The following is a 22833-nucleotide window of genomic DNA, read 5'->3' on the forward strand; positions in this document are numbered from 1 at the left end:
CCCTACTCCAAATCGCCACCAATTCCCACACCGACACCAACTCGTTCCTGTGTACCCAGGCTGCGTGGGCGCTGGCAGGGAGCGAGGTGTTGAGCGAATCAGCGATCACCGCCCTGTCCCACATCGCTACTGATCGAGAGACCGCCTCGGAAGTGCGGGTGGCGGCGGCCGCGGCGCTGGTCGCCCGCGGGGAGCTGAGCGAGCCACTGATCACCGTCCTGCTTCAGATCGCCACCAATCCCGACACAGGCACGGACGTGCGGGTACGAGCGGTGACGGCGCTGGCCGGCGGTGAGCAGCTGAGCGAACCAGTGATCATCGCTCTGCTCCAGCTCGCCACCAATCCCGACGCCGACACGGACGTGCGAGTGCAAGCGGTGGCACTTGCCGGCAGTGAGCGGCTAAGCGAGCCAGAGACCACCGCCCTGCTCCAGCTCGCCACCAATCCCGACACCGACACGAAGGTGCGAGTACAAGCGGTCGTATTTGCCAGCCGCCAGCAGCTAAGCGAGCCAGAGACCACCGCCCTGCTCCAGCTCGCCACCAACCCCGACACCGACACGAACGTACGAGCAGAAGCGGCCGCAGCACTTGCCGACAGTGAGCGGCTAAGCGAACCAGTGACCACCGCCCTGCTCCAGCTCGCCACCAATCCGGACGCCGACCCGGATGTGCGAGTGCGGTCAGGCGCGACACTGGCCGATCATGGGGAGCTGAGCAAGCCAGTGATCACCTCGCTTATCCAGCTCGCCACTAAAGATAGTGATTACTTCGTACGGGAACAAGCTGTCAAAGCACTGCGACATGCTGCACCAACGCCGGATCTCCGGCGAGCGGTGATCGAACTGTTTCGAGACGACGACGACGACGTGCGTAGGGCAACAGCGGCCACATTCGTAGAATGGGCTCGTCAGCACCCGCATCTCTCTAGTGTAATTGCCGAAGATCTAGCCGCAGCTTGCGCCGAGCCAGCCTTCGAAGTACGAGACAAGATTGAAGAACGAACCGGATGGGATTATGCACAGGAAGGTTTGATTTCGTGCATTTGATTTCGCGCAAAGCCGACCATCGAACAGTCGTCGTTTGGGGCAACGCAATGCCTCGGTGTCTTTCCCGCTGCTAGCTTGCGTCGGTAGTAGGCGCGCCCCTCGGCGTCGTGATGGATCTGCACGATCGCTGCGATGCGCAGGACGTGGTTCATCCGCCGGTTGCCGGCCCCGGTGGTTCTGCTTAGTGATCAGTTCAGAATGAGTTTGCGGAGGCAGATCACGGAGCAGGCCAGGCTGAGGATGGCTTGGTGGACGTCGACTCGTCGTTCGGTGCGGATGCGCAGGCGGCGGAAGTTTTTGAGCCAGGCGAAGGTGCGTTCCACGGGCCACCGGACTTTGCCCAGACCGGAGCCGCGCTCGATGCCGCGGCGGGCGATCAGCGGGGTGATGCCGCGGGCGCGGACAGGCGGCGGTACTTGTCGTGGTCGTAGCCGCGGTCGGCGTAGAGCCGCCGCGGCCGGCGGCGTGGCTTGCCGACCACACCTCGGATCGCTGGGATGGCGTCGATCAGCGGGATCAGCTGAGTGACCTCATTGCGATGACCGCCGGTCAGCGTGACCGCGAGCCGGGGTGCCGCAGGCGTCGGTGATCAGATGGTGCTTCGAGCCAAACTTGCGCCGGTCGACCGGGCTGGGACCGGTGTGCTCCGCCCCTTTGAGGGCACGCAGGTGAGTGGAGTCGACCAGCGCGGCGGACAGGTCCAGCAGTCTGGCGGCACGTAGCTCGGCGAGCAGGCGTTCGTGCAACTGCTGCCAGACGCCCGCCTCGTGCCACTCGATCAGCCGCCGCCAGCACGTGGCCCCGGACGCGCCGAACAACACCGTGGGCAGGCGGTTCCAGCCGATGCCGGTGCGGACGACGTACAGGATGCCTTCCAGTGCGGCCCGGTCGTCAGCGCGCTTGCGGCCTGGATAGCGGAAGCGACGTGGGTGCACCGGAAGCAGCGGCTCCAGCCGCTCCCACAACTGGTCGGTCAGAACCTCCTCACCTACACCAAGATTCTGGAAAACCCCGCATGCCAGGCAAGACGACACGCCGACTCATTCTGAACTGACCTCTTAAGGGACCTCGCAACGGTGTAACGTTGTGCGCCTGGCCGCGACCTCCACAGGTGCCCTTTCCCTCCCGCCGCCGAATGCTCGCGGTGCTCGCCGCCGTGGTCGCCGTTGCCGTCTACGTGCTGGTGAGATCTCCGCTGGAGACCATCAACGCTCTGGTCAGCTTGCTTGCCGGCTTGATCGCGCTCGTCGGTGGGTTTGTCGCGCTGACGCGCTATATCGCCGCGCGCCATAAGCCCGTCGACACCCAGGCTGCCGGCGACGCACTCGCTGCGGAACTGATGGACCGCTGGGGTCCGGAACTGGACGCACGCCGGATACGCTCCGGCGCCGAGGACGCGTTGCCGGTGCAGTGGCGACAGGTGGGCTCGGCCGCAAGGTCCCGTCGCGTCGTCACCGGCAATCCAGACCGGGCCGTCCTGGACATCGCCGCTGCTTTTTATGCCCTGCCTATGCAACGTGCTGTACTGCTCGGCGAACCTGGAGGGGGCAAGACCTTCCTCGCCATTTCCCTCGTTGTCGGCCTGCTGTCCCGGCGTCAACACGGCGAAAAGGTGCCCGTTCTGCTTTCGCTGTCGGCGTGGGATCCCGTCGAAGACGACCTTGACACGTTCATCGTGCGTGCCTTGGCGGCGGCCCACTATGCCGGTGCCGAACGCATCCCCCGGGCCTTGCTAGACAAGAAAGTGATCTTCCCGGTGCTCGACGGCCTCGACGAACTCCCCGAGCACCTCCGTCGTCGTGCGCTGAGCCGTATCAATGCCACTCTGGCCGGCAACCGCCCCCTCCTCCTGACCTGCCGGTCCGTCGAGTATGCGGAAGGCATGGCTGCTGGGGCGCCCGCGCTACGCCAGTCCCCGGTGTTCGAGGTCATGCCGTTGACCCCGGGCCAGATCGCCCGCCATCTCCGGTCCAACGAGCTTTGGGCACCGGTCGTGAAGGCCGTCCGGGACGACCCGGCGGGCCCACTGGGCGTCGCACTGTCGACGCCGTTGATGCTCTCGTTGTTCACCCGGGCCTACGCCGAACGGGACCCCACGGACCTGCTCACCCTTACGAGTGGCAACGATGTGCGGGACCACTTGGTCGACGTTCTGATCGACTCCGTCTACCCGGAGCGCGGCAACCGGTGGACGGCGGACAAGGCCCGGCGCTACCTGACTTACCTGGCTCATCATCTGCACCGGCATGCCGAGCGCGAACTAAACCGATGGAAATTGCCCAATCGTGTGCTGTCTCCCTGGACCGGCGCACTCGTCGGATTGGCCGGCGGCGGGTTGGTCCTGGCGGCTCTGATTCCGTTGACCATCAACGACCCGCTTGACATCCTCGATTCGCCGTTCATCTCGGCGACGGTCTTCGGGCTCTTTTGCACAATCTCGTGGTTCCTCGGATTGGGCCGCCGAGTCGATCAACGGCGTCTGGGCTTCGGCGCCGGCGCGCGCGACGGGGCGCTGCTCGTCCTGGTCCCGGCCGCGATTGCACTGGTGATCGGCTTGGCGGTGTTCGGTTTCCGCGACGAGCCTGATCGGCGGGTGGTCGCAATAGTCGGGTACGCGTCCGTGATGACGGCACTTGCCATGGTCTGCGCGCTCGCAGTCGGTCTCCACCGGTACCTGATCGCGCGGGCCGCAGTGCTCGGGCGTGCCGAGCCGGCCGACGTCCTACGGCGTGAGCGGCGTGCGACGCTGTTCGGCGCGGCCGCCACGCTGGTGGTAGCCGGAACACTTACGGTGGTTCCGTGCACTGCGGCCGTCGCCCTGGGGTCACAAGCCGGCCAGCGAGTCGCCGCCACGTTGGGTATCCCGGTCGTCATCCGACCGGTTGCCGATGCGATGCCACAGCTAAGCGCTAAGAACGTCGAGAGTTTCGTAATCCTGACCGTCGTGGTCACCGTTCTGCTGGTGGTCGCCGTCCTGCTGACCAGCCGCTGGCCCAGGTATGTGGTCGCCAAGGTGCTGCTGGGAACGTCTGGACGGCTACCGTTCCGGCTGGAGCGGTTCCTCGCTGACGCACGCGACAAGGGACTGCTGCGGGCCGGGGTCGCCGGGTACGAATTCTGGCATGTCGCGTTGCAAGAACGGCTCGTCATCCGGAGCAAGGACGTGCGGATGGGACGTCCCGGCGTCCGCGCGGCCGCATCGTGGCTCGCGGCCGCAACCGTGCTGTCCGCTTTCGTGGTGGTTGACCAGTCCCAGCCCGAGACCTGCTCCTCCACCGGCCTACCTCACGCCGACGCCACCCTCTCCACCTTTGTCGACGCGAACGGGACAGCAGAGTGCGCGGCGGTGCTCGACGCTGCCGATGTTGCTAGGCTACTCGGTGGCGCCCCCACGGACGTGGCGCAAAAGATGCTCGCTGGCGGTGCCAAATCCAGCGCAATCCACTTTTCAGTGACGATCGTTGGCCAGTTCTCGGATATGTCCCCCGGAACGTTCGAAGCTATCGCCAAGGGCATCGACTCGGCTCAGACCGTCGGACCGTATCAGCTGTACACCCTGCCACGGAACCGCCCGGTCACCGATGCTGCCATTCCCGCGCTCTGGTTCACGCTCGGCGGAGGTCCTACCGCCTTCCTCGTGCGACCGGACGGGTCAATTTCGGTCATGGGCAGTGCGGTTCCGTCGTTTACGACAAAAGACCCAGTTCAGATCGCCGATGCCGCGATCAAGAACGCGGTGGGACCAGGTTCCAGCCTGGAACCCCGAAATGTCCTCGACGGAGTCGACGCCGCCGAATGCAAAATTCTCCAAGAGGAGAAATTCACAAGAAGTATCGATCTGAGAGGTCAGTCTCCCAACGACGAAGCACTGAGCACGTTGGCTACATGCGGCAAGGCGACGATCGTGATCGACAAGCCGGTCAGCACGCGGTACGTGCCGCTGACAGTGCGCATCGTGAGCAACGAGCCATTGACTAACGCGCGACAGTGTCAGCAGGCGCTGCGGCTCCAGGACGGCGTGTCGGTGGCCACGTGCACAGTCGTCCTCGTGAGCGCCCGGAGCTACAGTGGCCTCATCAGCTGATTTTGAAACCGGTCACTTTGCGCCTGCCATGTCCGCCGAACCTGCAAGCTCACACGCTCCGGCAGGCTTCCACGTGCAAATCGGGCAGATCAAGATGCCCAAGGCGCCACTTGCGAGCGATAGCTCCGTCCTCAACCGGCGGTCTCGCGCCCATCGCGAATGACTCGCGGTCGCGCAACCGCCACGTAGCTGCAAGCATCCGCTTCTGCCGATGAAGAGACGTTCCGCTTCCCTGTCAGCCGGTTACGCAACAACCGACCGACGGTAACAGGACACTGGCCGAGTGCGACTAAGCAAAGAGGTTTGCATCGACGAGGGGTGACTCTGCATGGGGCTGGCCGTCGGTGAGGTTGGACGCTGGCTGGTCCACGCCTTCCCCGACATCTCCACCAACCTGATCGCTGCCGCCATCGGGGGCGCGCTGGTCTGGACGGCAACGAACGCGAGACGGCGCCTCCGACTGGTTCGCGCGCGTAAATTCTGGCGAGCGCCGGGCGGCCGCCACCCGTTGATCGTCCCGGGGGCTCATATCTTCAAGACGCAACAGCGGTGGTGGCACGAGGCCGGCGTGGTAGGCATGGGTGACATCGAGGCGCTGGTCGAAATCGAGACCCAACTCCGCAAACTCGGCTTCGCCGGGACCATCGCCGAATCGAAACAACTATCGCCGCGCGACCTGAGGTCGGACCTCGTCTTGATCGGCGGGCCGGTCGCAAATGCCGCGACGAGGACGATGATGGCGAAATTAAAGGGAGTGATCTCATACGATTTTACCGAAGCCCCAGAGCGCGAGGCAGCCGTGGTACAAGACCTAAGGCATGGCCGCATACTGATGCCGCAGTACGACGACTCAGGTCTTCCAACTACCGACTACGCCTTGATCATTCGGACGTCGAACCCTTTAGCGCCAGATACGTCAGAAATCGTGATTATTGCAGGAAGCTGGGAACATGGCACGGCGGCTGCGGCGGAGAAGCTTGGAGAGCGGAAATTCCTCTGCAAACTAAAGGAAATGAAGCATTTTGAGACGCTCGTCGAGACTACCGTCGTGAACAGTGCCCACTACAACACCAAGGTTGTCGAAACGCGGAGAATCTCGGCAAGTTGACGTCCAGGACTCCGAAGAAGTCGCGTGTCGAAGAGGTCAGCTTCGCAGGTTGCACGCCATCACTCCGTCAAACGCCGCAACGACGCCGCAGAACCTAAACGCACGCTCATGCCGATGAGCGGACGACGCGAACAGACGCGGCGGCAACACGACAGGGATGCTCGAGGCCGGGAATCACCGCTGCGGGTCATGGAAAGTCGACCTCGCATGCGTCGTCGTTCTGATCTACGGAACCGGCTTCGGCGATATCCGGGTCCTCTCGCCATTCATCGTCGGACTGGTCATCCGGTGGCTCGCTGTCCGGTGAACCGTCGATTCGTCCGGCGAGACCGATACCGGCCAGCATCGCGGGCGGCGTCACCAGCGCCGCGGTCGTTGCCACCGTCTGCAGGGTTGCCTTCGGCGCGGGACCGCGGGGGGCGTGACGGCGAGGGAAGTCCGGCGCGCCGACCAGGAGTTTCACGAGGTTCACCGCGTTGCGTACCGCGTACGCACGCCAGGCGTTCGGATTGCCGTCGACGTCCACGACTCCGTCGGTGGCCGCCTTGTCGTCGCAGGCGCGGTCGGAAACACCGCGAGCCACCAGCACGTCGACCGCGTTCGCCCGGTGGTAGCCGGAGAGTGCCGCGCCCCCGGCCTCCATCTCCAGCGCGGCCAGCTTGCGGTTGTGCGCCAGCAGCTCATCGCGGAAGGCCGCGGAGGCGACTACCACGTCCCCGGTAGCGACGGGAGCTACGTGGTAACGCGGTGGGCGTGCCGGCCGGGCGTCGCCGGCGATCCGGCACTCGGCGAGACCGCGCTTGGCCCACGTCCGGACCCGTTCCCGGCCCGCGGCGCTGTGCTTGTAATCGTGCAGGTAGCTGCAGAGCGGGTACGACGGCTTCCAGCTCGTCCCGGCGAATCTGAGCCGCCACCCACCGTCGGCGGCCGGAGCGTCGACGACCTTGCCCGCGTGGAGGTAGCTCTGGATCTCCTGCGCGAGGACCACGTCGCCCAGCGCCACCTCGTTGCTCAACGCCGCCGCGGTGCCGACCACCGCGACCACTGGCACTTCGAAGTGGGCCAGCATCTCGTGCGTGGCCACGGCCGCGTTGGGCTGCCCCATGCCGTAGATCACCGAAAGCACGCCGGTGACACCGGAGTCGCGGAGCCGGAACTGGTGGTAGAGGGTGCCCTGGATCCGCCGCTCGCCGGTCCGGTCGAGCTCGGCGAGCACGTAGGCGAGCTCCTCCTCGAGTGGCACGATCAGTCCCAGGTCGTGCCGTTCCATCAGTTCTTCCCTCCGCCGGTCAGGGAGGCGGCCCCGACGATGCGCACACCGAGCACCACCGCCGCGCCGAGTTCGGCCAGCGACACCGCGACCAGGCCCGGCGTCACCGGTCCGGTGAGCCAGTACCCGCCGACCGCCACGAGCGAGGGCACCAGGAACATCAGCAGGTCGACGCCGAGCTGCAGGGACTTGCGCAGCACCCGGCCGGTTCCCCGGCGGTGCTCGGTCTCCCAGCGGAGCACCACCACTCCGCCCAGCGTGCGGCCGAGCGCGGGCCCGAGTACGTCACGCAGGTAGGTCCCGATCGCGGAAACCTGCTCGTCGTTGACGAGGTAGGTCCAGCCCAGCACGATGCACACCGGTGGCAGGAGAAGCAGCAGCGCCGCCTTCGGCCCGCCGAGATTCAGGGCGACGACCGCGGCCAGCGCGGCGAAGGTGGCGTACATCAACCGGTCGCGGAGCACGATCCGGGCCTTCTGCTCGCCCTTGAGCATCTCGTACTCGGACATCAGCACGTCGCGGACCGGGTCGTCCGCGACGGACACGGCACCAGCCATCGTCATCGCCCCTTCTCGACGTCGTCGAGCTCGGTGTTGACCTGCGCAACCCAAGCAAGGTCGAACTCGACGCTCTTCTTCCGGCCGGCCCGCTCCTCCGGAGGCAGGTTCGCCACGTCGTCCAGATCGGCGCGATCGCGGGCGATCAGCTCCTGTTCCTGCTCGGTGAGCAGTTCCACGCCCGCAATGACCGCGTCGCGGTCACCCTCGGCCTGCTTCTTCGCGTGCGGCAGCGCCTGGTTGAGGATTGCCTTCTCCACCTCCGCATACACCGCTTTCGCGGCGGCGATCGTGTCGATCCGCTTGCGGCGCCACGCCCCGATCGCGCCGAACACGCCGGCCGCGAGCCCCAGCGTGATCAGCACCGGGGGGTTCAGCAAAGCGGCGGTCGCTACCGCGAGCGCCGAACCGGCGCCGTGGTGGGTGTTGCCGGCCCGTGTCGTCCGGACCTGCTCCCGGTACATCGACATCACGCCGAACGACGCGGCCGGCGTGAAGTCTTCGACTTGGACCCGTGTTTGCGGCGTGCGGTACGTGTCCCCCAGATCGGGAAGCCTGCCCTCCATCTCGACCGCGGTCAGCCACTGGTCGAGACCGCGGGCGATTGGGTCGTCCTTCTTGCCCTCCGTCAAGGCCTCGATCGCGCGCTTCAGCCGCTCCCGTACCACGCCCCGCATGGTAACCAGGAGATTCTCCGGTTCGACGACCAGCACGTCGACCGCGGGCTTGATCGCCTTGGTCTTCATCGTGGCGAACCGGTCGAGGTAGTCCCGGCGTAGCTCGCGGATGCGCTTGTTCGCGCGCTCGGTGATCTCCCGCTGTGCGTCCGCCGTCGCGGTGCGCAGGTTGTCCCGCCAGTTGTCGCCCTCGCGCTTGACCCACCGCCGGATGCGTTCCTCCCTGGCTCGGACCGGTTCATCGTTCCGGTTCCCGGCCTCCAGCAGCGCCAGCAGATCTTCCAGCCTGGCTCCGGTGGCGGCCGTGACGTTCCTGGTCAGCCGGACCATGTCACCGAGGTGGATCTCGGCCACCTGGTCGACGACGTTCTCGGTGAGGCGCTTGCGGAGTTCGGTGATCCCGTTGCGGTCCAGCGCGGCCGTCGAGCAGTCGGCGTCCAGGGCGAGCTTCGCGGCGACCGAAACACCGGACGCACCGGCGAACCGCGCGGCGAGCTCGTCCGCCCGGTCGGCCCCCACCACGGCGGACCAGGTGCGGGTGTCGGCCAGCCGGGCCATTTCCGCCGCGAGGTGCGCGTCGGCGTGGGTCGTCTCGTCGCGGCGGGTCTGGACGATGACGTACGTTCGCACCCGGTCGGCGGATTCGGCGAGGAACGCGAGCTCGTTCTCGTTGATCGGGCGGTCGGGCTTGATGGTGAACAGCACGGCGTCGACGTCCTCCAGCGTGGCCACGGTGCGTCTGCGGTGCGCCGGGTCGAGGCCGCCGACACCCGGGGTGTCGATCAGCTGCACCCCGCTCGCGAGCAGTTCGGACTCGGCCGTCACCTCCGCTCCGAGCACTCTGGCGTCGCGGCCGTACTTCTCGCGCAGCACGCGCTCACCGCGGGTCGTGAGGTGAGTGGCGATGTCGTCGGCGCCGCCGAGCCGGTGCACATGCGGTTGCCCGCCGTAGACGAGGTGCACGGTGGCCGCGGTGTAGCGGCCGTGGCTCAGCACGACCGGCACGGACGACAGAGGTTCCTCCCCGGTCGGCAGGATCGGTGCTCCCACGAGCGCGTTGATCAGGGTCGACTTCCCGACCGAGATCTCGCCGACCACGGCGACCTTCGCGACCGACTCGCGCCACCGTCCGGTCAACGCGGCGAGCGGTGCGCGGCTCGACGCGCTGACCTGCCTCTTCTCCGCCAGGGTGAGTATTTCGGCTGCGACCCGGTCGAGCCGGTCGGCGATCTCGGACATCAGGCCTCCGTGAGGTCGTGTACGGCGACACGCGCCGGACGGATCAGTTCTGACGCGTGGCTGCGGAATCCTGGAGTGAGCAGTTCGGCGACCCGGTCGGCGTCGGTCGCGACCGTCGTCGGCCGCAGCTCCGCGAACTCGTGCTCGAGGGGGTCGTAGCGGTCGCCGGGACCGGGCCGGATCGGGACCACACCGGGAATCCGGCAGGCGGCTTCGAACAGCCGTCTCGCCAGCTCCGAATTGGTCACGAGGTCGGCGACGGCGAGCACCGCCTTGGTCGCGGCGACACCGTCGGCGGACATGGGTTCCGCCGGCGGCTCGGAGTGGATCGGGGGCTCGGGACGCGGTGCGGCGGCAGGCCGGTGCGCCGGCGGCCCGGGGTCCGCGGGTAGGCGGCGCGGCGCCGGATCGAGCGCGGTGGCCAGCCTGATCAGCAGGCGGCTGCTCCGCACGCGCAGATCGACGAGCAGTCTTTTCATCACACACCCCGTTCCACTGGGACGAGCCGCATCCGGTGCAGCAGTTGAAGAATCAGCACGGCGACCTGGCGAGTGCGGGAGCCGGCGGCGGGATCGGTGAGCACCGCCTCGCACTGCACGCGCAGGCTGTCCGGCTCACGGCACGTTCCGGTCCGTGCCAGCACCAAGATGTCGGCGCGCTGTGACTCACTGAAGGGTTCTCCGACATCGGTGTGACAGACCAAGCGGGCGGCCGCACGCCGGTGCAGTACCGCGAACGCGGGCGAGCCGGTGATCTCCCGCACCATCGACCTCAGCACCGCCGCGAGACCGGGATCCGCCGCCCTGCCGAGCCGGTGCAGCGCGGCGACGGCGGTGAACAGCTCGGCGTCCTCCGCCAGGTCCGCCAGCACCGCCTCCAGTTCCTCGATGCGCGACGCCCGCTCGAACAACGCGGCCACTTCGGCCGTCGTGGTCAGCCCGGCCGCTTCGCCGAGCAGCCCCGGCAGCGATCTCGGTGCTCCCACGACGGATTCCAGCGCTTCGACGTCCTCCCCCGGCAGTCCTTCCTGGATCCGGCGCCAGTCCAGGCTTCCCGTGGCGAGCAGGTCAGGGCGGCCGCGCAGCCGCAGGAATGCCGACGCGACGCGGTCGTCGATCTTGCCGGTGCGCGCCGCTGCCGCCATCAGCTGGTTGACTCCGACATAGCGCAACGTGGTCGGTGCCTGGCCGCGTGATCGCCGTTCGAACGCCGGGACGTCCACGATCTTGTCGATCTTCGTGGTGACCAGGACGATGTTGCCGACGAGGTCGAGCGGTCCCGAAGAGATCGCCCCGAGGTCGGAGACGATCTCGGCCCACCCCGCGCCGGCCTCGCCGTCGACCAGCACGAGGTAGGCCGCCGCGGCCCCGGCGAGCCCGGCGCCACCCAGCAGTTCCTTCGTCTTCGCCGGGTTTTCCGAGCTGCTGTTCAGGCCCGGGGTGTCACCCAGCACGATCCGGCCGGCCAATGGGAAGTCGACCGCCACCGAACTGTGCGCCGGGTCGGCGAACCTCGTCCCCGTCAGGCCGGGGCCGTGGAACCAGGTGACACCACTGGTCTTCTCCTCGTACGCGGTGTCCGCGAGTGCCTGCCCGACCAGTGCGTTGAGCAGCGTCGACTTGCCGGTCGAGACGTCACCCACCAGCAACACTCGCAGTGGCTGCCGGCACTGGGCGACGACATCGAGCACCAACGCGGTCTCCGTCAACCGGCCTTGGGCGAGCAAGCGCTCGCACCGCCGGGCGATCAGCTCCGGCACGGTCGTCATGAACGCACCTCGGCGAGGTGGAGCCGGTCCAGCATCCGGCCGCGACGGACGTAGACGACGCCGGCGTCCGGGCTCGGCACGAAGCCGTCGGGCGGCGGGGCGACGCCGTTGTCGCACAGGGCGATCTGTTCTCCGGAACGCTCGTCGAACGCGCGGTACGCCCCCGCCGACGCGTCGTAGACGATCAACACCGGCTCTGTCGTGCCGTGCGGGTAGACACCCGCGCCCACCGACGGAAGCTCGCGTTTCCAGCGTGGGGAGAAGCCGGTGGAATGCACCGCGTAGGTCGTGACCACTCCGTCACCGGCAACGCAGACCAGTCCGTGCGCCGGATCGACGGCGAGCTGCGCCTCGCCCGGCAAGGGCATGGACGCAAGTTCCCGCAGTGACGGCGTTTCGAGCGCGACCAAGGCGTCGTCCGTGCGCACCAGCAGCAACGGCTCGTCGGTGAACACGAGCTCCCGCACCGGTTCGCGCAGGTGCAGAGGGTGCCAGCGCCAGTCGCGGATGTCGATCAACGCACCTCCGCGCTCGCTCGTCTCCGTCCAAGCGATCATCGGGCCGCGGCAAGCGAGCGCCGTGACCTCGCCGTCCGGCCGCACGGGCGAGGCGTCGAGCCTGCCGAACACCAACGCGGAACGGAGATCGCCGCCAGGGGTGAACTCGGACAACTTGAACCCCGGCGACGGGCTCGCGAGCAGGACTCGCCCGGTCGACGGGTCCGCGGCGATCTTGACGACCGGTGTCCGCGGGCCACCCGCGGTCCCCCGCGTCGCGGCCGCGTCGCGAAAGTGCCGTTCGAGGGTCGACGTCGCCGACAGCGCCACGACGCCACCGGGCGCCCCGGCCACGCTGCCTCCCGGTCGTGAAAGCACCGCGGCCCGCGTGGTTTTCGTGAACGGGCGCCGGGCCCGCGGGGTGTCCGGCACCCAAGGCAGCGGACGGCGCGGTGCCCCGAGCGCCGCGGCGCTGCTCGAGGTCTGGGCAGACAGGTCGACGAACTCCGCCGCCCAGTCGTCCTTCGCCAAGCCCTCGACCCGTCTGAGGAACTGCGGGACCCGCGCGGCACCGCCGGTGAGCACGACGCGGTCGATTTCGACGCCGCCGAGCGACTTCACCACTTCGGCGGCGACGGCGAGGCAGGACCCGACGAGCGGATCGGTCGCCTCCTCGAAGTCCTCGAGGTACAGCTCGACGTTGTGGTCGCCGGAGGTGAAGATCGTGCGGTCGCCGGTGGACAGCGCGACCTTCGCCTTGTTCGCCTCGTCCGCGACGACTTCGGGCTGATCGGCGAGCTTCCGGTCCAGTTCGGCCAGCGCGTCGGGACCGGCCTCCCGGCGCACCAGCCACAGCAGCCGCGCGGTGAAGTCGTCACCGCCGCACAACCTGCCGGCGGCCGCCAGCACTTCCGGCGAACCGCGCGCACCCAGGCGCAGTACCGCGAAGTCGAAGGTGGACGCGCCCAGATCGAACACCGCGATGGTCCCGTCCGGTCCACCCTGTGCAGCCGCGTGCCGGCCGGCCGCCTCCGCCTCGCTCATCAACCCGGCCGAGCGCACTCCGAGCGCCGTCGCGGCCTCGGTGAGCACCACCTTCTCCGGATCCCCCCACATCACCGGGTGCGTAAGCACGACGTGCTCGGGCTCACCGTGCGCCGCCCGCACCGCGGACAGCACGTGATCGAGCACAGTGAGCACGCCCCGGACCACCGGACGCGTGTCGCCGGAGGGAAAGCAGATCTCGCGATGTACGGGCTCGACCTCGGTCGTGAGGTTGACCAGCTGCTTGAGCCCGGCGAAGTAGCGGGGAGCGTCCCGCGCGCTCTTGCGGGAGAGCCAGGCGGCCCGGCCGGTCGCCAGCGACCGATCCCGTTGCAGCGCAAGGGAAGAAGACCATTGGAGCTCGCCGAGGACAGCTACCGGCGTGACGTCGGCGGCGCTCCCGTCCCAGACTGCCGCCTTGGTCAGCGACGCGCCGAGGTCGACCGAAACGATCATGAGAATCCCTCCGGGCAGGCTTGCGGCCGCCTGCGGGGCGGTGAAGTTGGCCAATGCCACCCAGTAGTCGCCGGCACCTCGCCGGGCGTTTCACTCAGCAGACAGGCGACTTATTGTCAGCATGACTTTATCAGGGGCCGGGTTCGTGTCAAGCTGACAATTGGTTACGCTTCAGGGGTGCCTCACATCTCACGAGAGCGACCCCTCGTCCACATCGCCGTCGACCTGGTGATCCTCACGATCCGCGAACGCGCGTTGAACGTGCTGCTCGTGGAGCGCGGCACGAGCCCCTTCGAGGGCAAACTCGCCCTGCCCGGTGGTTTCATGCGTGGACGCGAACGGCTCGACGAGGCGGCTGCACGAGAACTGGAGGAAGAGACCGGCCTCGAGGGACTCCACCTGGAACAGGTCCGGGTGTACTCCGACCCTGACCGTGATCCGCGCGAGCGTCGCGTAATCACCTGCTCGTACCTGGCGATAGCTCCCGACCTGCCGATGCCGGACGCGGGTTCCGACGCGCGCGCTGCGCAGTGGTGGCCGGTCAGGGATCTGCTCGCGGCTCCGGATCTACTCGCCTTCGACCACAACGAGATCCTCTCCGACGCGGTCGAGCAGGCCCGGACGATGCTCCAGTACACCACGGTCGCCACCGGCTTCTGCGAACCCGAGTTCACCATCGGGGACCTGCGTGAGGTCTACGAGACCGTATGGGGCGTGACCCTCGACGCGCCGAATTTCCACCGCAAAGTGCGAGAGACGGAGGGGTTCTTGGTCACGACCGACCACAAGCGCGCCTCGACGTTTGGGCGACCCGCCACGCTATACCGAGCGGGCCATGCCACTGAGCTCAATCCGCCGATGCTCAGGCCGAACTGAGCTGACACACGACGAAGGCACTTGCCGACCGCACACGGGACCTTCCAGGACGAGAGAGCGGCAACTCGGGCCAAGTTAGGGGCACGCACCGGTTCAGTCGCGTAGCGAACAGCACCCCATACTGATTGGAGGGCGTTGGTGCGCCGCTGCCGCGGTGCCGAGGAACTCCGCGCGGGTCGGCCGGCCAGCACCGCCCCGCCGGAGCGAAGCCGACAAGGCGCAGTCCATGCGCCGGTCGCAGGAACGCCGCCGCCCACGGGCTTCAGGTGAACCAGATGTCTCCTGGATCTGCGTCGGCGAGTCACCAGGTAGAGTGCCAACACACCCCTGCTCCTGTGGCACGGCCGGCGAGCAGCCGGACTTTGTTGCAGTCCGGTGTGGCGCTGAAAACGTCGCACACCACGGTCAGCGTGCCGCGACCGAGTTCACGCACCCGCAGGACCAGCTCGGTCACCTGGTCCTGCCGGACGAGGGTGTGATGCAGTGACCAGTCGAGCATCATTTGGCCAGCCGGACCGGCCTCAGCGACCGTCGATGTCGCTCCGGACCGCGCTGCCCTCATGGCTCGCGAGTCCAGGCAACACCCACGAATCGACCACGGCGGTCGGCCAGCGGGAGAGCACTGCACTGCCCGACATCACGCCTTCTGCCACGCGATTGGCGAAAATCGGTGGTGGAGCAGCAGCCAGCTCCCACGCCTGATCCCGATCGGCCGCCGACCGTGCCTCCTGGAGTGCCATCATGCCCGGGGCGTGGCCGACGAGACCTCCTCACAGGACTTCGCCTGCAGCCAAATGAAACTCGGCACCTGACTTCACCGTTCCGACACCCGTCCCACACGACAGCGCAACGCGCGCTCATGCCGCAGAGCGTGCGCCTCGGCAAGCGGCTGCTCGGCAGCCCAACGCGGGGAACCGGCGGTGCGACTGACGTGGCTGGTCAGTGCGGGTTCCGGCTGTACGGCACCGCTCGACTTGATGCTGCTCGACTGGCTCCAAGCCCGGGGTCCCGTGCCAACCGCACGTTTGTTCGCAACGAACGCGGGCGGTCCTCTCACCAATTTCACTGGGGCACAGCTGGGGCAAACCCCCTGTCACAGCTGCACTCAACAATACGGAGTTGCCAACAACGGCACTGAAGCGCACCAAATGACAAGGCGATTCTCTATCGCCGCAGGTCAGAACCATGATCAACCCTCACTGGCAGTGAGGGAGTCAGGGGTTCGAGTCCCCTTAGCTCCACAGTGACGAAACACCGCTCGCCGGATCCAAAGATCCAGGTAGGGCGGCTTTTTCGCACCGGCGAACTTTGAGTTTCGACAAGAGAATATTCAGCTACCGACGAGTAGCTGGGGCAAGACTGGGGCACCGCGCCGACGGCGGCGAGATGGGGTCATCACAAGTGCCCCAGTAGCGTCGCCCGAACAGTGGATCGCCAGAGGTTCTTTGACCCGATACCTCCTACCGCGCGGCCTGCAGTTCAAGGCGCCGATCGCCGCCGACCTGGGCCACTGCCGCCGCATTTGCCGACGACCGGGCCCCGCCAGCCGGCGGAGTACGGCAATACCTCATCGCGACGTCAACCACACCATCTGGACAACCCGAAACGGCCTCGGCAGCGACGTCCCTGGCCGTAGCGACCAGAGCCTCGACTAGCACTTGGCTGAACTGCACCTAAAGGGCGCCGAACAAGGACCGACTACAGCGATGAGCCCGAAGGTTCGAGCCGCCCGCCGGTTGCAGCCAGAAGGGAGCGCGCTTAATCACTACCGTTGCAGCTCACCCGGTGGCACTGTTAACTGATCGCTCGGGAGGCGTCGACAGGGCGCCCCGAGGTTTCAGCGACGCCGCGGGCCGCGACCGTGATTTTGGCGTTCGGGAGGTGGACTCTGGTGACAGAGCACGAGATGCCCATGGTCACCATCGAGGGCGGGCGCAGAGTCGTGACCTACAGCATCGGCGATGGTCACCTGCTAGAGCATGACTTCCCGGATGCGGTAAAACCCTTTTACCGGCCTTCCGGCGTGAACGAGGACGTTCTTCTCTTTGCCGGTGATTTTCGCTTCGCCGCTGAAGAGGTACCGTTTTCTGGCGACATTCGGTGGCGTTGGGGCCCCACCCCGCGACTGGAGTTCCGAGGATCACGACCAACACAAGAAGAAGATCTTGAGCGCGCATTTCGAAGGCATAGTCCGACGGACTTCTGGGCCAAGGAGCAAGACCTGCTCGTCGACCTAGCAGAGGGCGTGGTGCCACCACAGCCCACCGAAGCACCCGAGCCTCGCTTGCAGTCGCATATTGTCAGTGGACCGGTAGAGCAACAAGTCGGAGACGGCTCACAACTAGATTCGGTCACCTTTATGATCCCCAACGGCTGGCGCAGCTTCGACGCCACTGGAATCTGCGACCCGGACAACCTCAAGGATACCTGGCACGGCAGAACGGTCGCCCGCGGAGACGGGTGGATCGTCACCATTGATACCTGTCGCGAAATGAGCGACCAGTGGGACGCCCTCCAGGACACTCGCGGATACCGATTTACTCATGTTGGCGACTTACGACGAGCCGACGGAACCCAGTTTACTGGAGATGAAGCTTTCAGTGCACTAAGTCGGGTCCGACTCGGGCTCACGATCGCACTCGGACGACGCACCACCTGCGCCCTACCCGTGGGCTACCGCCACGCCAAACCGGTCTGGTGTCGGTGGCGTCGCGCTCCGGTCGACCCCTACAGCAGATCGTCCAGCCAATGGATGACCGATGCGAAAGCTTCCAGGCAGGTTGCCAGCATCGTCGGCTCGACGCTAGACGCGACTGCGTCATCCGCAGGATTCAGGGCAATACAGGGAGCAACGTCATACTACATGGCGATCGCCAACGACCTGACCATTGAACTTCATCTGCCTACCGCAATCTCTGCGATGCAGCTACTCGCTTGGCACAGCTTTGGCAAGAACTACTCGAAGACACAATGGAACAAAATGAACTCGAAAGGACAGGTCCGCGAACTACTCAACAGGCTGACTATCAGCACACAAACTCCGCCTTCCTTGAAGCATCTCTTAGACGTCCAGTCAGACTTGGCGTCAAGGAAAGCCGCTGATAGCGAAGCCGAAGAACCCGCAACGGACGCACTGGCAAGTATTCTTTATTTGCGCAATATCGCGACACACCCTACGGATAAGGTTCCCTACGAGACTTACAGCGTCTACACCTGGGCCGAGGCGAGCCATGTAGTGCGACACTGGTTGCGGATGGCCTTGCTCCATGCTGCGCGCTATACCGACGTGATCGCAGAGACCAACGCCGCCTTGAACCCGACACCCAAGACAATTCTGCCGCCGTGGGTGGGAGCTTAAGCTGGCTGGCTAAGATGACTTCGGGACGGCGACGCGGGCGACGTGAAAGATTTCGGAGCGTTCCACCTTGGCCATCAACGACGACTGGTGGTCCACGCGACGAGCCGGTCCGGGTGCGGCAACGACGTTGTCCGAACTTGCCTGGGCGGGGTTGGCCATCGCGGTCATCGCCGCCCTCTCCGGAATCATCATTGTTCGCATGATTCTCGCCTTCCTCCGCCACCTGGTGGACTCGACGAAGGACACGAGGGCCCTCGTCGATGCCGCACCTGTCGTTCAGGAACTGGGCAAGATCATCCGCCCTTGGCTCGGCGGATTCGCCGTGCTCGCCCAGATCATCCGCCGTTCCCCGAAGGCGGAAGACGTCAGCGAGAGCGGAGGTGAACCCCCGAAGTGACTGCGAACGGGGGCCCGGCCGTCCACAGCGCGCCGGGCCCCGTTGCAGGCATACCGGCTACGCCCCTGTCATGGCAGCGCCTTGAGGAGCTTCTCCAGAGCAACGACTGCCGGGTCGCCGCCCGAGAATGCACCTTCACAGGTCGAGGTTTCCCGAATTCCATCCTTGGCATTCATCGAGTAAACGGTAACCTGCCCATCGGAGTTCAGGGCCGCACAGGTTCGCGACGCCGACGTCGTACGAATTGACGATTGGCTTATCGCCTCAACCAAGCTATCGACGGCACTACTACTCAACACTCCCGTTCGATCATCATGCCCTGTTCGCTCTCGAGTCCACGAGCCGTCCCGCTTGATGGTGACGCTTTCCCGACACGGTCCCGCAGGACACAAACCTCCAACCACCTCAACGTAGGCAAGTTGTCGAGCGTCAGCAGCCTGCGAACTCGGCAATGCCTTGCCTGCGGGCGAAGCTGAGCACGCAGCCGTCACAATCAGCGTCAGCAATGAAATAACCCAACGCACGGCACACCTCCTCGCGTCATAGTCGCCCATAACCGGCGTTCCGTTACCAGATCGCCGCAAGAGCCACGTAATAACGCTTCTCGTGCGACCGACTCGGGATGACGAATACCAGCGGCGAGGAGTCGAAAAATGAGATCAAATACCAGTTACCCGCGCATGCGGTTACGAAGAGCCGCATCGACGGGCATGATCGGCGCACTGGTCCTATCTGGGGTGACCCTGTCGACGCCGATGGCATTCGCGGCCGATGACGGCATCATCACGTCGGCTGGACCGCTATCGTCCATCTCGACCAGCGGCGACCTCAACTGCGCAGTGAACCACGTCGGAGACTTCTCACCGGAATTCTATGGAGTTACGGCCTGCGCGACTCTCGTCGCGGTCGGTGGGACGCTCTACGGCCCGTCGAACATTCCCGCCGGCGGTGCGGCGGCGCGAACTCCGTTCACCCTGGTCAGCCAAGCTGGCCCGGTCGGCGCCGGCACCAGTGCCGATCCGTTCCGGGTGACCACGGTCGTCGACCTCGGTTCGACCGGAGTCCGGCTGACGCAGACCGACACCTACGTCACCGGCCGCGAGAGTTACACAACGAACGTCTCCCTCACGAACTCCGGCGCCGCCGATCTCGACGCGCTCGTCTACCGCGCCGCCGACTGCTATCTGGCCAACTCGGACTTCGGCCTGGGCAAGGTGACCGACAACGCGGTGGCTTGCGTGGCCGACGGTGGCCGGGTCGAGCAGTGGGTACCCCTGACCGGCGGATCGACTTACATGGAGGGCGGATACTCCGAAGTCTGGGCTCGCACCAGCACGCAACAACCGTTCCCCAACAGCTGCCGCTGCACGGAGCACATCGACAACGGCGCCGGACTCAGCTGGCCGCTGCACCTCACCCCCAACGGCACCGGCCGAGTCGCTCACCTCACCGCGTTCTCACCCAGCGAGGCACCCGAGGACCGGGACCAGGACGGTCTCCCCGACAGCTGGGAGATCAACGGCTACGACACCAACGGTGACGGCGTTCCCGAGGTCGATCTGCCCGCCATGGGCGCCTCGCCCGACCACAAGGACTTGTTCGTCGAGGTCGACTGGATGGTCAAGCCGCGGACTTGCTTCCTGTGGATCATCTGCTCGAACAGCCGCAACTTCGCGCCGCAGCAGAGCGCGATGAACGATGTCGTCACCGCGTTCGCCAACGCACCGATGACCAACCCCGACGGCCAATCCGGCATCCGTCTGCACATCGACTCGGGCCCCAACAGCGTCATGAACCCCGTCACCCACGCAACCTGGGGCGAACGCAGCCAGGCAGGCCAGGTGCCCTACCAGGCCACTCTCGGCAGATCCGGGAGCAAGGACTTCGACTGGTCGGGCTTCAACGCGATCAAGGCCTCGAACTTCCAGGCCACACGCGCCGACGTGTTCCACTACGCCATCTTCGGCGACCGCCAAGCCGGTTCCGACAGCTCCGGGGTCGCTCAGGTCACAAAGAGCCGCTTCAACGGCGACTCTTTCCTCGTCACCAGCGGAGCGGCTTCCTCGGGTTTCTCGGTCCGGCAGGAATCCGGGACCTTCATGCACGAGTTCGGGCACACGCTCGGCCTGCACCACGGCGGCGGTGGCGCCGACGAAGGCGCAGATCTGAACAACAAACCGAACTACCTGTCGGTGATGAACTACAGCTGGCAGATGGGCGGGCGCGGGCTCGACTACTCCCGATCCGAACTCCCGGCACTCGACGAACGCTCGCTGAACGAGAACGACGGCTACACCGGCACAACCGATAAGATCGCCTGGTTCTGCCCGATCGGCAACGACGAGTTCCGGCGTGTAGACCACGTCGCCGGGCCGCGTTTGGACTGGAACTGCAACGGCGCGATCAGCGGGACGAGCAGCGGGCTAGACGTCTCCGCGGACGAGACCCAGTCGGAACTTCGCGGCCACAACGACTGGCCGGGGCTCATCTTCGACGGCGGCGCCGTCGGCGCGTTCGGCGCGAGCGACCTCGATGACCAGTTGCCACCACCGGAAACGACGCCGTCGGACGAGCCCAGCCTCAGCGCGCTCGAGAAGATGGGTTCCGCCGGCGGTGACGGTGACGGCGCACTCCAGTTCGTCGGCCCCAGCGTCCTGCTGGCCGGAGTCTCCGGGCAGAAACTCGCTGTGGACGTCACCAACGTGGGGAACGTGACCGCTTCCTACACCGTTTCGGTCGCGGGGTTGCCGCCGACGACCATCTCCGTCGCCTCACATCAGCAGGGCAGGGCGGAAATCCCGGTCGACACGACCGGTTGGACACCGGGAACTCGCACGTTCACGGCGAACCTCACCGCGGCCGGAGCCCAGCAGGTGCTGGCATCCGATCAGCTCGAGGTGACCGTGCCGGACCTCACGGATCCGCAGGTTCGCGCTCAGGCCGAAGCCGCGCTCGGGCAGATCGGCGGCCCGGTCGATGGGCTGGATGACGCTGTCCGGCAGAGCCTCGTCACCAGCCTCGGCTCTGCACTGGCTACCAAGCCCGGGGCACCGACCGGTGTCACCGCCACCGCTGGTGATCGCCAGGCGATGGTCACCTGGACCCCGCCGGCGCAGACCGGATCCGGTCCGATTACTGCGTACGTGGTGACCGCTCAGCCCGGCGGGAAGGTGGTCGAGGTCGGTGGCAACCAGGCCACGGCGACGGTCACTGGCTTGACCAACGGCACCGCGTACACGTTCACGGTCGCCGCGCGCAACGCCTCCGGTCTGGGGGCTGCCTCGATCGCCAGCGCACCCGTCACCCCGGCGGCGCCGACGACCGACCAGCTCAGCGTCTCGGTGACCGGTGGCGTCATCTGGCAGGCCGCCGGCGCGGCACCCAAGACCGCGTTCACCACGGGCGTCGACAAGAAGGGAGCGCTGACCAAGGTCACCGGCACGGCGACGGTGCCCGGCGGCGGATCCACCTACCGGGTCAAGATCGACCTTCACCGGATCAACGGGGTGCTGCCGCTGATCGGGCAGGTGACGATCGTCGAGGCCGCCACGGGCAAGACGGCCTACGCCATCGCCCCTTGGCCGCAGCAAGCCACGGCCATCCGGCAGCCCGACGGGTCGCTGGCGATCTCCATGGTCCTGCCGGGCCTCGTCATGACGCCCAAGCTGAAGCCCGTCCGCATCACTCTGGCATTGACGGATCGGTAGCCGCTGGCCGGCGCCCCGGGTGGTCATGGAGCGCCGGCCCAACCTCGGCCCTGACCTGCTTGGTCTGGAGGTCAGGGCCGTGCAAAGGTTTGCTTCCTCCGTCGAGACGGATTGCTTGAGCTTCGGTTGGTGACTCAAGGGAGGAAGGCCTGGTGCGCAGGCGAGCCTGCCTCGTGGGTGACGCGCCGGGTTGGAAGTCGGACAGATGGGTACTTAACCGACATGAGGAAACGAACTGCAGTGACCACGGAGTTCGCCGCCACCGCGGATGTCCCTCAGGCAACGCGCCACAGGATGCGCACAAGGCTGGCCGCCACGTTGGCGGCTGGGCTGCTTGCCGTCGGCGCCGTTGCGGCGCCAGTTGCGGCGACCGAGATAAACCAGCCGAGCAGTGGCACCTCGGCGGAGCAGGTCGTGGCCTTCGGTGTGCCCGCGTGGATGGGCCGGATGTTCTGGAACCAGGTCAACAAGCAGCACACGACCCCTCGGTGCACCGCCCTGTGCGGACTTCAGGAAGGACCGATGGCGTAGTCCGACCGACGCGATATGGGCCCGGGCGCCGTCACGGCGTCCGGGCCCATCACGTTGCACGTCGACACCTCGAGCGATCCCGGGACGACACTTGGTGAGCTGCACGGGAAATTTCTCTCACCAATTTCGCTGGGGCACAGCTGGGGCAAACCCCTTCTGGAACCGCTCTCAACGGCATCGAAGTGCACCGAACTGCCCCAGACTGCCCCAGCCGA

At 66.4% G+C, this 22833-nt stretch carries 15 protein-coding genes and 1 pseudogene; 8 read left to right on the forward strand and 8 right to left on the reverse strand.

What is annotated here, in order from left to right; genetic code table 11:
- Positions 1-1049: HEAT repeat domain-containing protein (locus ACWEF6_RS21215; protein ID WP_449684526.1), on the forward strand; the 1049-nt coding region annotated here is incomplete at its 5' end.
- Positions 1050-1237: 188 nt separating this feature from the next.
- On the opposite strand, the pseudogene ACWEF6_RS21220 reads toward ACWEF6_RS21215, so the two are convergent.
- Positions 1238-2071, reverse strand: a pseudogene (locus ACWEF6_RS21220) (IS5 family transposase).
- A 113-nt stretch (positions 2072-2184) separates the two neighbouring features.
- Here ACWEF6_RS21220 and ACWEF6_RS21225 point away from each other — a divergent pair.
- Together ACWEF6_RS21225 and ACWEF6_RS21230 are read left to right on the forward strand one after the other, a co-directional pair.
- Positions 2185-5133, forward strand: a complete 2949-nt coding sequence (locus ACWEF6_RS21225; protein WP_449684527.1) for an NACHT domain-containing protein — start codon at positions 2185-2187, stop codon at positions 5131-5133.
- A gap of 328 nt (positions 5134-5461) precedes the next feature.
- A complete protein-coding gene (locus ACWEF6_RS21230; protein ID WP_449684528.1) occupies positions 5462-6241 on the forward strand; it encodes a hypothetical protein in 780 nt (259 codons plus the stop codon).
- A 187-nt stretch (positions 6242-6428) separates the two neighbouring features.
- Here ACWEF6_RS21230 and ACWEF6_RS21235 read toward each other — a convergent pair whose 3' ends face one another.
- The 6 genes from ACWEF6_RS21235 to ACWEF6_RS21260 are packed head-to-tail and all read right to left on the reverse strand — an operon-like array spanning position 6429 to position 13749.
- Positions 6429-7511, reverse strand: coding sequence for a 5'-methylthioadenosine/S-adenosylhomocysteine nucleosidase family protein (locus ACWEF6_RS21235; protein WP_449684529.1), 1083 nt, complete (start codon positions 7509-7511; stop codon positions 6429-6431).
- Positions 7511-8074, reverse strand: a complete 564-nt coding sequence (locus ACWEF6_RS21240) for a hypothetical protein (protein WP_449684530.1) — start codon at positions 8072-8074, stop codon at positions 7511-7513. Before ACWEF6_RS21240 ends, ACWEF6_RS21235 begins: the two co-directional genes overlap by 1 nt.
- Positions 8071-9984, reverse strand: a complete 1914-nt coding sequence (locus tag ACWEF6_RS21245) for a dynamin family protein (protein WP_449684531.1) — start codon at positions 9982-9984, stop codon at positions 8071-8073. The genes ACWEF6_RS21240 and ACWEF6_RS21245 overlap by 4 nt, the downstream gene beginning before the upstream one ends.
- Positions 9984-10463, reverse strand: a complete 480-nt coding sequence (gene grpE, locus ACWEF6_RS21250; protein WP_449684532.1) for a nucleotide exchange factor GrpE — start codon at positions 10461-10463, stop codon at positions 9984-9986. Before grpE ends, ACWEF6_RS21245 begins: the two co-directional genes overlap by 1 nt.
- Entirely contained in the window at positions 10463-11752 is a 1290-nt protein-coding gene (locus ACWEF6_RS21255) for a GTPase (protein WP_449684533.1), read from the reverse strand. The genes grpE and ACWEF6_RS21255 overlap by 1 nt, the downstream gene beginning before the upstream one ends.
- Positions 11749-13749, reverse strand: coding sequence for an Hsp70 family protein (locus ACWEF6_RS21260; protein ID WP_449684534.1), 2001 nt, complete (start codon positions 13747-13749; stop codon positions 11749-11751). The genes ACWEF6_RS21255 and ACWEF6_RS21260 overlap by 4 nt, the downstream gene beginning before the upstream one ends.
- 186 nt (positions 13750-13935) lie before the next feature.
- On the opposite strand from ACWEF6_RS21260, the gene ACWEF6_RS21265 reads away from it, so the two are divergent.
- On the forward strand, positions 13936-14625 hold the full coding sequence (locus ACWEF6_RS21265) for an NUDIX hydrolase (RefSeq protein WP_449684559.1): 690 nt from the start codon (positions 13936-13938) through the stop codon (positions 14623-14625).
- 301 nt (positions 14626-14926) lie between these two features.
- Here the strand turns inward: ACWEF6_RS21265 and ACWEF6_RS21270 are convergent, their stop codons facing one another.
- A complete protein-coding gene (locus ACWEF6_RS21270) occupies positions 14927-15127 on the reverse strand; it encodes a hypothetical protein (RefSeq protein WP_449684535.1) in 201 nt (66 codons plus the stop codon).
- Positions 15128-16516: 1389 nt separating this feature from the next.
- Here ACWEF6_RS21270 and ACWEF6_RS21275 point away from each other — a divergent pair.
- The 4 genes from ACWEF6_RS21275 (at position 16517) to ACWEF6_RS21290 (ending at position 22618) form a co-directional block, all read left to right on the forward strand.
- Positions 16517-17983 carry a hypothetical protein gene (locus tag ACWEF6_RS21275; RefSeq protein WP_449684536.1) on the forward strand — a complete coding sequence of 489 codons (1467 nt, stop codon included), beginning with the start codon at positions 16517-16519 and terminating at the stop codon, positions 17981-17983.
- A gap of 67 nt (positions 17984-18050) precedes the next feature.
- The gene (locus ACWEF6_RS21280) at positions 18051-18380 is read left to right on the forward strand and encodes a hypothetical protein (RefSeq protein WP_449684537.1); all 330 of its coding nucleotides are present in this window, start codon (positions 18051-18053) and stop codon (positions 18378-18380) included.
- A 710-nt stretch (positions 18381-19090) separates the two neighbouring features.
- Positions 19091-22087 carry a fibronectin type III domain-containing protein gene (locus tag ACWEF6_RS21285; protein ID WP_449684538.1) on the forward strand — a complete coding sequence of 999 codons (2997 nt, stop codon included), beginning with the start codon at positions 19091-19093 and terminating at the stop codon, positions 22085-22087.
- A 240-nt stretch (positions 22088-22327) separates the two neighbouring features.
- The gene (locus ACWEF6_RS21290; RefSeq protein WP_449684539.1) at positions 22328-22618 is read left to right on the forward strand and encodes a hypothetical protein; all 291 of its coding nucleotides are present in this window, start codon (positions 22328-22330) and stop codon (positions 22616-22618) included.
- Positions 22619-22833 lie beyond the last annotated feature (215 nt).

The organism is Amycolatopsis sp. NPDC004772 (assembly GCF_053601215.1).